Raw genomic sequence first — 11,988 nt, forward strand, 5'->3', positions numbered from 1 at the left:
AAACCCCCTTTGCAGCGTGAACACTAGCGGCAAAGGGGGTTTTACTTTTATGCAAGAAAAAAATAAAGCGCAGAAAAACGACCAGAACCACGGCGACTGCGACAACGAAGCCGTGCTGAACGAGGTGGTGCGGAATACCGAGATGGGAAAAAATACCCTGGGCCAGCTGATCGGTATCACCGACGACCGGGTGTTCAAGGCCAGCCTTTTGAACCAGCAGCGCGAATTCCGCAAGCTGAACCAGAACGCACACACCGCGCTGGCAGCCTGCGGCACCCATGGCCACGGCCAGAGCAAGATGGCCAAAATGGCCACCAGCATGGGCATCCACGCAAAAACCATGAAGGACAGCTCTACCCGAGCCCTGGCCGATATGGTCATCCAGGGTGCAAACCAGGGCGTATTGGACTGCGAGAAGGCCCGCAAGGACCACCCGCACGCTTCCACCGGCGCCATGCAGCTGCTGGACGAGCTGCAGCAGTTTGAGGAGCACGCCGCTGTGGAAATGCGGGAATACCTGTAAAACAGCAGAAAGGGTGTTTTGGCCGGGCGGATGCCCGGCCAAAAACGCCCGCGCCAGAGCCCGGCGCCTTGCGCCGGGGCCGCAAGGGGAAACCCCCGCCCGGCCCCGCGCGCAGGAGCGTCGGGCTTTTTCCTGCTTGTCCCCGTTATTTCTCTCATGTTCCCGCATTTGCCCGCATAAAATGGCACCACGAGGCAGGTGGTCAACAATGTTTTTATGCGTTTCCAAAAAAGCGGCGCACCGCGCGGCGGCGGGGATTGTGTGCGCGGCGGTGGTGTGCTGCGGCGCGGCGGGGCTGCGCGCCCATGGGCGTGAGGAGCCCGCCGCCGTGACGGTGTTCGCCCACGAGTGGGGCCTTTCTTTCCAGGAGGAAAACCAGCCCCCGGTGCCAAACCTCACCGCGGAACAGCTGCGCCCTTACGACGCCTATTACTGCGGCGACACCACCCAAAAGCGGCTGTATCTCACCTTCGACGCGGGCTACGAGAACGGCAACATGCCCGCCATTCTGGACGCGCTGAAAAAGCACGGAGCGCCCGGCGCGTTTTTTGTGGTGGGACCGTACATCAAGGAAAACCCGGACCTGGTCAAGCGCATGGCGGAGGAGGGGCATGTGGTGGGCAACCACACCTACCATCACCCCAACATGTCGCAGAAGGACCGGGAGAGCTTCACCCAGGAGCTGGAGAGTGTGGAGCAGCTGTTCCAGGAGCTGACGGGCCAGCCCATGCAAAAGTTTTACCGCCCGCCCGAGGGCAAATTCTCGGATGAAAACCTCCAATGGGCCCAGGCGCTGGGCTACAAGACCGTTTTCTGGAGCCTGGCCTATGTGGACTGGAACACCGAGGACCAGCCCTCCAAGGAGAAGGCGTTCAGCAAGCTTTTGCCCCGCACCCACGACGGCGCCATTGTGCTGCTGCACTCCACCAGCGCCACCAACGCGGCCATTCTGGACGAATTGCTGACCAAGTGGGAAGAGATGGGTTACACCTTCGGCAGCGTGACCGAGCTGGGGTCGGCGCCCGCCGCCCCGGCCGCGCCCTAGCGCCGGCGGAAGGGGGACCATGCGATGAGGCGAGAGACGCCTGCCCGCAAGGGGGCAGTATACTGTGTGCGCCCGCGCAGCCGCCCGGCCCGCTGGGTGCTGTATGCCGTGGCCGTGAGCCTGGCGGCGGGCTGCCTGAGCGCCTGCGTGGGCCAGGTGGGGCGGGTGCTGGCGCCCGAGGGCTTTGGGGGCACGGCCTGCCAGCCGGAGCCGGCCGAGCCGAGCAGGGACACCGGCGACCCCCAGCGCCCGTATACCCTGCAAACGGCACCCCCCTACACGGTGGCGCTGGACGCGGGCCACGGCGGCATGGACACCGGGGCGCACTGCCGCCAGGTGGAGGAGGCGGTTGTGTGCGAGCAGACGGTGGACGCGCTGTTCGCCTGGCTGGAGGCGGATCCGAACTTCGAGCCCGTGCGCACCCGGGAAAACGGGGTGGATTTATCCATCGCGGACCGGGTCAAAACCGCCACCGAGCGCCAAGCCTCGCTGCTGCTGAGCATCCATGCCAATTTGGACCCCGGCAACCGCCAGTCCCACGGGTTCGAGTGTTTCCCCACCCCGCCGGGCCGGGTCTATTCGCAGGAATCCCTGCGGGCAGCCCAGTGCCTGGCCGAGGCCATGGGGCAGGCGGGGCACCGGCTGCGGGGCGGCAACGGCGTGCGCTTTGCCTACTATTACGGCAAGCGCAAAAAAATTGTGGACAGCACCGTCAACGACGTGCGCGCCGAGAAGAGCTTCGGCATTGTGGAGCAGCCCCACTGCCCGGCGGTGCTCATGGAGCAGTGCTTTTTGTCCAACAGCGGCGACTACGAGGCCTGGGCCTCGCCCGAGGGCTGCAAGCGCGCGGGCCGGGTGTACTACGAGGGCCTGTGCGCGTATTTTGGCACCGAGCCGCTGCCCAAGGCTCAGGCGGCCGCGCCGCAGTGAGCGAGCCTATTATTCAAATAACCAGCGAGCCTTATGGAAAATAGGGCGGCAATTTTTATTTGGCGGGATTATTGCCGGGATCATCAGGAGTTTGTATGCGGGCCATCCGACGCAGAATATCGACCCAAGCAAGCACATCCTCGCTACCCAGTTGTGCGGCAGCCTCCGTGATGTCCTCCATCAAAGGGGGCGGCAGACTTTTCCCCGGCTTGTGAGAATCGGCCCCGTTTTTTTTATCCATAGCAGAAAGAATAATTGACGAGCCATAAGTATAAATAGACAAATGCTTCCCCGTGTAGAGATCAAGGCTATTCCTGATTTCTTTGGGAATAACAATGAAAATCTTTCACCTGCCCAGCTTAAAGTTGCTCTGAATATGTTTAATGCGCTGCTGGAAGCCTTTGCGACAAATGAATCGCGGGGGTGAATTTTTGAGTCGTACCTGCTGCAAAATATAGAGAAAACACGTAAAAAGCGGCGTTCCGCCGCGGCAAAAAGGCCGCGGCGGAACGCCGCTTTGGGTAACAAAAAGTTACTTCCGAACATCCTGCTTTTGTTGAATGCAGCTCTTACTCATCCCATTGATAGTGCTTCATATCCACGCAGCCGTTCGGCTTAAAGTGAACGCCCTCGCTTTCCAGAAGGGCCCGCTGCCGCGCCCACCCGGGGGCGGTGCGGCCGGCGTGGTTCACGACCCTGTGGCAGGGGTAGCTGCCGTAAAATTCGGCCCGGCTGAGCACATTGCCCACCAGCCGAGCGTTTTTGTCCCGCCCGATCAGCCGGGCGATCTGCCCATAGCTGGCCACGCGTCCCGAGGGGATCTCTTCCACTGCGGACAGGATCTCGTAGATCAGCCGCTCGTCCAGAACCTTTTTCATGCGCTTGCGGGCCCGGGCTCAGGCCAGCTCTTTGAGCATGTGGGCCACAATGGCGGTGGCGGTGGCCACATATTCGCTGATGCTGAAATCCTTCACCACCAGCACCTCGTAGCCGGCCTCGTCGGCATTGTCGCTCATGGCCCGCAGGATCACGCAGGGCACGCCGTTTTTGGCGGCGATCTGGCTTACCGCCGCGCCCTCCATCTCCACACAGTCCGGGCCCACCCTTTGCTGGATGGAGCGCTTGGTGGCGCTGTCGCCCACAAACTGGTCGCCGGTGGCGATGGTGCCCGCAACGGCGCGCACGCCCACCGCGCGGCAGGCCCGCAGCGCGGCCTCCACCAGTTCCGGGTCGCCCTCGTATTCGGCGGTGAACGGGGCGCTCTGCACCAGCATGTCGTCCTGCGCGTCGTGGTAGACCACCCGGCGGCCCACCACCACGTCCCCAATGCCGATCTCGCTGCTCAGGTTGCCGGCCACGCCGGAAAAAACGATGCATCCCACGCCGAATTTTGTAATGAGCACCTGCGCGGTGGCTGCGGCGTTGGCCTTGCCCATGCCGCCGCAGCACACCACCACCCGGCGCTCGCCCAGATAGCCCTGGTGGTACTCCACCCCCGCATAGGGTTCCAGGCTCACGCCGTCCAGCAGCGCGCAGAGCTGATCCACCTCTTCGGGCATGGCGCCCATGATGCCAATGATGTCTTCCACGGTCTTCTCCTTCTGTTTTGGTTACACGTTGAACAAAAACTCGATGATGTCGCCGTCCTGCACCACGTATTCCTTGCCCTCGGTGCGCTGCAGGCCCTTGGCCTTCACGGCGGCCATGCTGTAATCGCAGGCCTCAAAGTCGGCGTAGCCCACCACGCTGGCCCGGATGAAGCCCCGCTCAAAGTCCGAGTGGATCTTGCCCGCCGCCTGGGGGGCCTTGGTGCCGCGCTTGATGGTCCAGGCGCGGCACTCCTTTTTGCCGTCGGTCAAAAAGCTGATGAGGCCCAGCAGGTGGTAGCTGGCCTTGATCAGGTTGTCCAGCCCGGTGGCCCCGATGCCCATCTCGGCCAAAAATTCCCGCTTCTCCTCGGGGGTGTAGTCGGCAATGTCCTCCTCGGTCTTGGCGCAGATGGGGATGCACTCGGCGCCCTCCCGCGCGGCCAGGGCTTTCACGGCCTGGTAGTGGGGGTTTGCCTCCATGCCGTCCATCAGGTCGTCCTCGCTCAGGTTGGCGGCGTAGATTACCGGCTTTGCGGTGAGCAGCCCCATCTCTTTCAGCTGCAGGGCCTGCTCCTCGTCGCCCTCGTCGAAGGCAAAGGCGCGGGCGTTTTTGCCCTGGCCCAAATGATCCGCCAGCGCCCGCAGCCACGCGGCGGCGGCCCCGGCCTTTTTGTCGCCGGTCTTGGCGGCCTTTTCAAATTTGGCGGCGCGGTTTTCCACCACCTCCAGATCGCTCAGGATCAGCTCGGTGTCGATGGTCTCGATGTCCCGCAGGGGGTCCACCGCGCCCTCCACGTGCACGATGTCGGTGCCGCCGAAGCAGCGCACCACGTGCACGATGGCCTCGCACTCGCGGATGTTGCCCAAAAATTTATTGCCCAGCCCCTCGCCCCTGGACGCGCCCTTCACCAGGCCCGCAATGTCCACAAATTCCACGATGGCGGGGGTCTTTTTATTGGTGGCCCAGATCTCGGCCAGCTTGTCCAGCCGGGCGTCGGGCACGGCCACGATGCCGGTGTTGGGGTCGATGGTGCAGAACGGGTAGTTCGCCGCCGCCGCGTTCCGGGTGCTGGTGATGGCGTTGAACAGGGTGCTCTTGCCCACGTTGGGCAGGCCCACGATGCCTAGTTTCATTGCTCGGCTCCTTTTTCCATATCGGGCGCGGCGCACCTGGAAAAGTGCGCGGCCCGGTTTTCTGCGCCGCGGAAGGCCTGCCGCGCCGGGCGGCGCCGCAAAGCCTCGCAGCTGCTTTTATACCACCCTATTATAGCGAACTGGGCCGGCCAAGGCAAGAAAACCGGCGATTTTCGGGCCATATGTTCTTTTTTTATCCACAAATGTACAGTATAATAAAAACGATCTGCCGCGCCGGGCTTTGCCCGCGCCGGGCAGCACGGGCAAACGCGCCGTGTGATTTTTGAAACAGAGAGGGATGTTTTGCAAAATGCCCAGTGAAAAAATATTGATCGTGGACGACGACCAGAATATCTGCGAGCTGCTTCGGCTGTATCTGGATAAAGAGGGCTACCAGACCCAGATTGCTCATGACGGCGAAACCGCCATTGCCACCTTTGAGAGCTGGCGGCCGGGCCTGGTGCTTTTGGATGTGATGATGCCCAAAATGGATGGGTGGGAGGTCTGCCGCCGCATCCGCGCGCTGGGGGATGTGCCGGTCATCATGCTCACCGCCAAGGGCGAGACCTTTGATAAGGTTCTGGGCCTGGAGCTGGGAGCCGACGATTATGTGGTAAAGCCCTTCGACACCAAGGAGGTGGTGGCCCGCATCAAGGCGGTGCTGCGCCGCTGCGCCCCGGCTGAGAATGGCAGGGAGGGGATCATCCAGTTCGAGAACCTGTCGCTGGATATGGGCCGGTACGAACTTAAGGTGGGGGGCAAGGTGGTGGAGGCCCCGCCCAAGGAGCTGGAATTGCTGGCCTACCTTGCCGGCCACCCCAACCGGGTGTTCACCCGCGACCAGCTGCTGGACGAGGTGTGGGGATTTGAGTATTACGGCGACTCCCGCACCATCGACGTGCACATCAAGCGCCTGCGCGAAAAGCTGGAGGGCGCAAGCGGGCAGTGGTGCCTGAAAACGGTGTGGGGCGTGGGCTACAAGTTTGAAGTAAAGGACTGACGTGTTTTGCGCAAGAGCATCAGTTCCATGTATTTTACCACCACCGCGGCGCTGCTGATCGCCAGCACGGCGGTGATGGGGCTCATCCAGATGTATCTGGTCATGGGCTATTTCAAAAACGACAAGCGCGAGTCCCTCACCGATGTGGTGAACATCGCCTCCACCCAGTTCCAGAGCGAGTCGCAGCTGCGCGAGGCGCTGCTTCAGAACCCGGACCTGGCCCAGGCGGTGCAGAAGAGCATGGCGCTGATCAGCGAGACCAGCAGCACCACCATCTTTTTTACCGACAAAGAGGGCACGCTGGTGCTGTGCAGCGAGGGATCCAAGAGCGTGAACCTGGGCAAAACGGTGCCGGCCTCGGCCCTGAAGGCCGCCGAGAGCGACAAGGGCTTTTTCGAGACCGGCACCCTGGGCGGGCTTTACCCCGCCCGCTATTATACCGCGGGCGGCGCGGTGCGCGACGGCAGCGGCGGGGTGCGGGGGTATGTGTTCGCCTCCACCAGCGCCGAGAGCCTGGGCGTGTTCGTGAGCGATATGTTTTCCAGCTTTATCCTGGCGGCGGGGCTGATGCTGCTGGCCTCCAGCGTGCTGGCCATCTTTTTTACCACCCGCCTGACCACCCCGCTGCGCCGGATCAGCGAGGCCGCCCGCAAGTTCGGCGGCGGCGATTTCAGCGTGCGGGTGCCGGTGGACGGTGACGACGAGGTGGCCCAGCTGGCGATCACCTTCAACAACATGGCCCGCAACCTGGAGACCATCGATTCCAGCCGCGCCAGCTTTATGGGGAACATCGCCCACGAGCTGCGCACCCCCATGACCAGCATCAAGGGCTTTATCGACGGCATGCTGGACGGAACCATCCCGGACGAGATGCGCCAGCATTACCTGGGCCTGGTGAGCCAGGAGGTGGGGCGGCTGACCCGCCTGATCCAGAACATGCTGGATATCTCCAAGCTGGAGGCGGGCGAGTATCAGGTGCACGCCCAGACCTATGATGTGTGGGAAAGCATGACCGGCGTGGTATTCAGCGCCGAGCAGCGCATCGAGGCCCGCCGCATCGACATCCAGGGCCTGGCCCCGCAGAAGACTATGGTCTACGCCGACCCGGATCTGGTGTACCAGGTGGTGTATAATCTTTTGGACAACGCCATCAAATTTACCCCCGAGGGGGGCTTCATCAAATTTGGCGTGCAGAAGAGCGGGGGCTTTGTGACCATATCGGTGCGCAACTCCGGGCAGGGCATCTCGGCGGACGCGCTGCCCTATGTGTTCGAGCGGTTTTACAAGGAGGACAAGAGCCGCGGGCTGAATACCCGCGGCAGCGGCCTGGGGCTGCACATCAGCAAGGTGCTGGTGGCGCTTTCGGGCGGCGAGATCTGGGCGGAGAGCGAGGAGGGGCAGTGGTGCCAGTTCAGCTTTACGCTGCCCTGCGATGCGCCGGCCTCGGGCGAGCGCCGCAAAAAGGCGGCCGGCCGGTAGGGCCCGCCGCAGTTGTGGAGATCCTTATAAAAAGGGGCGCTTGCGAAAAGCGCCCCTTTTTGTGCAAAAAACGTGAAAAAGAATGCCGTCTATTTGCTTTTTGGGCCGCTTTAGGATAAAATAAATCATGTATATTTTTAAAGTGGCGCAGTGCGGCTTTTGGACCTGCGCCGCGCAGGGAGGACGGGACCCCTATGACCCAGCTCAGCCCCTCGATTCTGGCGGCGGATTTTGCCGCGCTGGGCGCCCAATGCGCCGCAGCGCTGGCTGCCGGGGCGGACATGCTGCACTTCGATGTGATGGACGGCCATTTCGTGCCGAATATCAGCTTTGGCGTGCCGGTGCTGGAAAGCCTGCACAAAACCCTGCCCGGGGCGTTTTACGATGTACACCTGATGATCAGCCGCCCGCTGGACTATGTGCAGCCCTTTGCAAAGGCGGGGGCCGGCTGCATTACCTTTCACCTGGAAAGCGAGAGCGACGCCGCGGCCACCATCGCCGCCATCCATGCGGCGGGGTGCAAGGCGGGCCTTTCGATAAAGCCCGGCACCCCGGCCCAAAGGGTGCTGCCCTACCTTGACGAGCTGGACCTGGTGCTGGTGATGAGCGTGGAGCCCGGGTTTGGCGGGCAGAAATTCCAGCCTGGGGCGCTGGACAAGCTGCGGATGCTGCGCGCGGAATGCGCTGCGCGCGGGCTCAGCCCCTGGCTGGAGGTGGACGGCGGCGTGGACGAAACCACCGCCCCGGGGTGCGCCCGCGCGGGGGCCGACCTGCTGGTGGCGGGCAGCGCGGTGTTTGGCCGGCCGGATCTGGCGGCTGCGGTGGCCGCACTCAAAAACCTGTAACGCCCGGGCCGCCAAGGCCTTTTGCGGGGCGTGGAAAGGAAACCATGAGCACAAAACCAAAACAACCGGCCCCGATCCACGAGGATCTGGGCATGCACACCGACCTTGTTTACATGTGCCTGCCGCTCATTGCCATGGCCGTTTGCTTTTACGGCATCCGGGTGGCGCTGCTGTGCGGCACGGCGGTGATTACCGCCAACCTGTGCGACCGGCTGGTGGCGCTGCTGCGCCGCCAGAAATATGAAAAGGGCGAGTGGAGCAGCGAGGCGTTCGCCCTGCTGCTTACTCTGCTCATGCCCGCCACGGTGAGCTATTATGTGGTGATCGTGGGCGTGCTGGCCGCAGTGCTGCTGGCAAAAGAGGCTTTTGGAGGCTATGGCGCCTACCCATTCCACCCGGCGGCCGTGGGGTACGCGGTGGTGGCTGTGAGCTGGCCGGAGCAGGTGTTCGCCTACCCGCAGCCCAACCTTTTTGCCAGCCTGCCGCTGGGCAGCGCCAAGGGTGTGGCCCTGGTGGAGGGCCCCTCGCACATCCTGCGCAACGGGGGCCTGCCCACCATTTCCACCATGGATCTGGCGCTGGGCAACTACGCGGGGCCCATGGGCGCCACCATGCTGCTGGTGATCCTGGCCTGCGCGCTGTTTTTGCTGCACCGGCGGCGCATCGGCGTGGCCACGCCGCTGTGCTTTGTGGGGGCCTGCCTGCTGGTCGCGTTTTTGTTCCCGCGGCTTGGGGACGTGGCCTGGTCCATGCCCTGGAGCCACCTGGCCGAGCGGCTGGCGGCGGCCAAGTACGAAGTGGGCAGCGGCGGCATTTTGTATGCGGCGGTGTTTTTGATCAACGACCCGGCCACACTGCCCAAGAACAAGGTGAGCCGGGCCGTGTACGGCCTGGTGCTGGGCGTGGTGGCCATGATGTTCCGCTATTACGGCAGCTATGAAACCGGCGTGTGCTTTGCGTTGCTGGCGGTGAACTCGGTGTCCGGGTGGATCGACCGGGCGATCCTGCGCGCGATGAACCGGAAAGGGGTGGTGCGCCGTGAAGCTTAAAAAAGCGCTGTATCTTTCGGAAAACATGGACCGGATTGCCCGCAGGGACCGGGTGTTTTTAAATAACCCTGTGGTCATGCAGGGCATGGGCCTGGCCCCCCTGGTGGTGGCTGCCACCACCGGGCGCAGCGCCCTGATGCTGTGCGTGGCGGTGCTGATTATGCTTACCCCCACCCGCGTGATCGCGGCGGTGCTCAGCCGGGCGGCGGTGTACCGCTTCCGGGCGCTGACCTATTGCCTGACCAGTTCGCTCACCTACATCGCGGCGTATTATGCGGTGCGGGCGCTGTTCGATGTGGAGTATTTGCAGCTGGGCATCTACCTGCCCATGCTGGTGGTGGAGCCGCTCATCATCAAGCGGTACGAGCGGCCCCAAAAGGAGCGGGTGAGCGTGGCCTTTAAAAAGGGCCTGCGCATTACCTGCGGCTATGCGCTGATCCTGCTGCTGATGGGCTGCCTGCGGGAGGTGCTGGCCGCCCGGGCCATTTTCGGTATGCCGCTGGAAGGGCTGCCCTGGGCGCTGCTGCCCATTGCCAGCCTGCCCGCCGGCGGGTTTATTCTGCTGGGGGTGGTGTGCGCGGTCTGGCGAAGCGCGGTGAACGCATATAAAAAACATGTGAATATGGAGGCGAAGCGCGGCGTATGAGTAATGTGATCGAGGCCTGCGGCGTCTTCTTCTTTTACGCGGTGGCGGCGGTATTTGCCCAAAACGCCGTGTTCAGCCGCGCACTGGGCGTATCGCGCCTGGTAAAGCTGGTCGAGGACTCGACCGTGGACACCCTGACCTTCGGCGGGCTGATGTGCCTGATCCAGCTGATTGCGGCGCCCCTGGCCCACTATGCCAACCGGTGGATCCAGCCGCTCCCGTTCCGGGGGGCGATCCGGCCGCTGGTGTTCGTGCTGTGCAGCACGGCGGCATTTTTGGTGGTGCTGGCGCTGGTGCTGCTGGTCTTTCGGCTGCAAAACGCAAAGCAGGTGGTGGCGGTGCTGCCCATGGCCACCTTTAACAGCGCGGTGATGGGCATGCTGCTGATCACCGCCACCCAGAGTTTTACCCTGCTGCAGACCCTGGGGTTTGCCCTGGGCAGCGGCGTGGGTTACATGATGGCGGTGGTGATCGTGACCGAGGGGCAGCGGAAGCTGCGCAGCCGGTCGGTGCCTGCGGCGTTCAAGGGGCTGCCCGTTACCCTTTTGTACATCGGGATCCTGTCGCTGGCGATCTACGGCTTCACCGGGCACAGGCCTTCCATCTGAACGGAACACTGCAAAAACGAAAGGCGGCGAGGCGGTCATGGCAAAAAGGCGCAAAAATCTGGGCAAGGTCAAGCGGTACCGGCGCAGTTTTTACTCGGGGCCCCAGCGGGCAAAGCGGATCGCCGGCGGCGCCGTGCTGTTGGCCGCGCTGTTTTTGGCGGGCTGGCTCATCGGCCCGGCGGTGATCGACTTCGGCACCAGCACCTGGTACCGGCTCAAACGCGGGGGCGAGCCCGCGCCCAGTTCGCAGCCGGCCGAGACCCCCGCGCCCCAGGCCACCGCCAGCCCGGAGCCGCCCCCCCAGGCCACCCCGCAGCCCATGCAGGCTGTGGGCGAGGGCGGTTGGGCTTTTGTGGGAATCACCGGCGTCAGGGACGCCGACGCCGCGGCTGCCACAGCGCAGCAGCTGGCGCAGCAGGGCGTCAAATACGCCGTGCTGCCCTTAAAAGACAGCCAGGGGTATGTGTATTATCCCAGCGGGGCGCCGGCCGCCCAGGGCAGCATTGCGGCCACCACTTTTGACGCTGCGGCCGCCGCTGCGGCCCTGCGGGACGCGGGCATTACCCCGGTGGCGTCCATCTGCGCATTCCGCGACCCCATTGCGCCCAACGCGAACCGCACCATGGCCGTGCGCTACCAGGACACCGACTACTTTTGGCTGGACGCCGCACGGGATGCGGGCGGCAAGCCCTGGCTGAACCCCTATTCGGACGAAGCTGTGGGCTACATCGGCGCGCTGATCGCCGAGGCGCGGGGTATGGGCTATGAACAGATCTGGCTCACCGGCGTGCAGTTCCCCGGCGTTGCAGGCCGCGACAAGGCAAACTTTGGCGATACCGGCGGCCTTTCCATGGGTGAGCGCCTGGCTCAGGTGCTCAGCACATGGCAGGAGGGCGGCGTGTGCTGGGTGGAGTACCCGCTGGAGGTGGCTGCCGCCGGCGCCGGGAGCCAGGTTCTGGGGGCTTCCCCCGCGGAGCTGGGAGTGAAGAATCTGGCGCTCAGGGCGGACACGGCCCTGAGCGAAGAGGATTCCGACCGGCTTGCTGAAACGGTGCGGGCCGCCAAAGAGGGCGGCGTTTCCAATGTGGCCGTGGTGCAGGGCGACACGTTCGCCCTGCAGTAAAAAGGGGAAGGGACCGG

At 63.6% G+C, this 11,988-nt stretch carries 14 protein-coding genes; 10 read left to right on the forward strand and 4 right to left on the reverse strand.

Annotated elements, in window-relative coordinates:
- Window positions 1-49: 49 nt before the first annotated feature.
- The 3 genes from ACMLHZ_RS14105 (at window position 50) to ACMLHZ_RS14115 (ending at window position 2,498) form a co-directional block, all read left to right on the forward strand.
- The gene (locus ACMLHZ_RS14105; RefSeq protein WP_177564489.1) at window positions 50-523 is read left to right on the forward strand and encodes a hypothetical protein; all 474 of its coding nucleotides are present in this window, start codon (window positions 50-52) and stop codon (window positions 521-523) included.
- 208 nt (window positions 524-731) lie between these two features.
- Complete coding sequence (pdaA, locus tag ACMLHZ_RS14110) at window positions 732-1,568, forward strand: delta-lactam-biosynthetic de-N-acetylase (RefSeq protein ID WP_418668307.1); 837 nt, start codon at window positions 732-734, stop codon at window positions 1,566-1,568.
- Window positions 1,569-1,592: 24 nt separating this feature from the next.
- Window positions 1,593-2,498 carry an N-acetylmuramoyl-L-alanine amidase family protein gene (locus ACMLHZ_RS14115; RefSeq protein ID WP_418668308.1) on the forward strand — a complete coding sequence of 302 codons (906 nt, stop codon included), beginning with the start codon at window positions 1,593-1,595 and terminating at the stop codon, window positions 2,496-2,498.
- 55 nt (window positions 2,499-2,553) lie between these two features.
- Here ACMLHZ_RS14115 and ACMLHZ_RS14120 read toward each other — a convergent pair whose 3' ends face one another.
- The 4 genes from ACMLHZ_RS14120 to ychF form a co-directional block, all read right to left on the reverse strand.
- On the reverse strand, window positions 2,554-2,781 hold the full coding sequence (locus tag ACMLHZ_RS14120; protein ID WP_418668309.1) for a hypothetical protein: 228 nt from the start codon (window positions 2,779-2,781) through the stop codon (window positions 2,554-2,556).
- 286 nt (window positions 2,782-3,067) lie between these two features.
- Window positions 3,068-3,376: an MGMT family protein gene (locus ACMLHZ_RS14125; protein WP_418668310.1), complete on the reverse strand. Its 309-nt coding sequence runs from the start codon at window positions 3,374-3,376 to the stop codon at window positions 3,068-3,070.
- Between the two features lie 18 nt (window positions 3,377-3,394).
- The gene (locus ACMLHZ_RS14130) at window positions 3,395-4,066 is read right to left on the reverse strand and encodes a 5'-methylthioadenosine/adenosylhomocysteine nucleosidase (RefSeq protein WP_418668347.1); all 672 of its coding nucleotides are present in this window, start codon (window positions 4,064-4,066) and stop codon (window positions 3,395-3,397) included.
- Between the two features lie 42 nt (window positions 4,067-4,108).
- The gene (gene ychF, locus ACMLHZ_RS14135; RefSeq protein WP_418668311.1) at window positions 4,109-5,221 is read right to left on the reverse strand and encodes a redox-regulated ATPase YchF; all 1,113 of its coding nucleotides are present in this window, start codon (window positions 5,219-5,221) and stop codon (window positions 4,109-4,111) included.
- A gap of 310 nt (window positions 5,222-5,531) precedes the next feature.
- Here ychF and ACMLHZ_RS14140 point away from each other — a divergent pair, with 310 nt between their 5' ends.
- The 7 genes from ACMLHZ_RS14140 to ACMLHZ_RS14170 all read left to right on the forward strand — a co-directional run bounded on the left by ACMLHZ_RS14140 (window position 5,532) and on the right by ACMLHZ_RS14170 (window position 11,971).
- The gene (locus ACMLHZ_RS14140; protein WP_418668312.1) at window positions 5,532-6,221 is read left to right on the forward strand and encodes a response regulator transcription factor; all 690 of its coding nucleotides are present in this window, start codon (window positions 5,532-5,534) and stop codon (window positions 6,219-6,221) included.
- A 27-nt stretch (window positions 6,222-6,248) separates the two neighbouring features.
- Complete coding sequence (locus ACMLHZ_RS14145) at window positions 6,249-7,700, forward strand: sensor histidine kinase (RefSeq protein WP_418668313.1); 1,452 nt, start codon at window positions 6,249-6,251, stop codon at window positions 7,698-7,700.
- Window positions 7,701-7,894: 194 nt separating this feature from the next.
- The gene (gene rpe / locus ACMLHZ_RS14150) at window positions 7,895-8,545 is read left to right on the forward strand and encodes a ribulose-phosphate 3-epimerase (protein ID WP_418668314.1); all 651 of its coding nucleotides are present in this window, start codon (window positions 7,895-7,897) and stop codon (window positions 8,543-8,545) included.
- Between the two features lie 44 nt (window positions 8,546-8,589).
- Window positions 8,590-9,594 (forward strand): RnfABCDGE type electron transport complex subunit D, encoded by a 1,005-nt coding sequence (locus tag ACMLHZ_RS14155; RefSeq protein ID WP_418668315.1) that lies wholly within the window; start codon window positions 8,590-8,592, stop codon window positions 9,592-9,594.
- Entirely contained in the window at window positions 9,584-10,240 is a 657-nt protein-coding gene (locus tag ACMLHZ_RS14160; protein ID WP_418668316.1) for an Rnf-Nqr domain containing protein, read from the forward strand. Before ACMLHZ_RS14155 ends, ACMLHZ_RS14160 begins: the two co-directional genes overlap by 11 nt.
- Window positions 10,237-10,848, forward strand: coding sequence for an Rnf-Nqr domain containing protein (locus ACMLHZ_RS14165; protein ID WP_418455890.1), 612 nt, complete (start codon window positions 10,237-10,239; stop codon window positions 10,846-10,848). Before ACMLHZ_RS14160 ends, ACMLHZ_RS14165 begins: the two co-directional genes overlap by 4 nt.
- Before the next feature lie 37 nt (window positions 10,849-10,885).
- The gene (locus ACMLHZ_RS14170; protein WP_418668317.1) at window positions 10,886-11,971 is read left to right on the forward strand and encodes a putative glycoside hydrolase; all 1,086 of its coding nucleotides are present in this window, start codon (window positions 10,886-10,888) and stop codon (window positions 11,969-11,971) included.
- The last annotated feature ends 17 nt before the right edge of the window (window positions 11,972-11,988 follow it).

This window comes from Allofournierella sp., from assembly GCF_048388525.1.
GTDB lineage: Bacteria > Bacillota > Clostridia > Oscillospirales > Ruminococcaceae > BQOK01.

Excerpts from the sequence above, each read along its gene's own strand:
- ACMLHZ_RS14125 (WP_418668310.1), bottom strand. The coding sequence starts at position 3,376 with ATGAAAAAGGTTCTGGACGAGCGGCTGATCTACGAGATCCTGTCCGCA.
- pdaA (WP_418668307.1), top strand. The coding sequence starts at position 732 with ATGTTTTTATGCGTTTCCAAAAAAGCGGCGCACCGCGCGGCGGCGGGG.
- ACMLHZ_RS14140 (WP_418668312.1), top strand. The coding sequence starts at position 5,532 with ATGCCCAGTGAAAAAATATTGATCGTGGACGACGACCAGAATATCTGC.
- ACMLHZ_RS14170 (WP_418668317.1), top strand. The coding sequence starts at position 10,886 with ATGGCAAAAAGGCGCAAAAATCTGGGCAAGGTCAAGCGGTACCGGCGC.
- ychF (WP_418668311.1), bottom strand. The coding sequence starts at position 5,221 with ATGAAACTAGGCATCGTGGGCCTGCCCAACGTGGGCAAGAGCACCCTG.
- ACMLHZ_RS14130 (WP_418668347.1), bottom strand. The coding sequence starts at position 4,066 with ATGGGCGCCATGCCCGAAGAGGTGGATCAGCTCTGCGCGCTGCTGGAC.
- ACMLHZ_RS14105 (WP_177564489.1), top strand. The coding sequence starts at position 50 with ATGCAAGAAAAAAATAAAGCGCAGAAAAACGACCAGAACCACGGCGAC.
- ACMLHZ_RS14165 (WP_418455890.1), top strand. The coding sequence starts at position 10,237 with ATGAGTAATGTGATCGAGGCCTGCGGCGTCTTCTTCTTTTACGCGGTG.
- ACMLHZ_RS14155 (WP_418668315.1), top strand. The coding sequence starts at position 8,590 with ATGAGCACAAAACCAAAACAACCGGCCCCGATCCACGAGGATCTGGGC.
- ACMLHZ_RS14115 (WP_418668308.1), top strand. The coding sequence starts at position 1,593 with ATGAGGCGAGAGACGCCTGCCCGCAAGGGGGCAGTATACTGTGTGCGC.
- rpe (WP_418668314.1), top strand. The coding sequence starts at position 7,895 with ATGACCCAGCTCAGCCCCTCGATTCTGGCGGCGGATTTTGCCGCGCTG.
- ACMLHZ_RS14145 (WP_418668313.1), top strand. The coding sequence starts at position 6,249 with ATGTATTTTACCACCACCGCGGCGCTGCTGATCGCCAGCACGGCGGTG.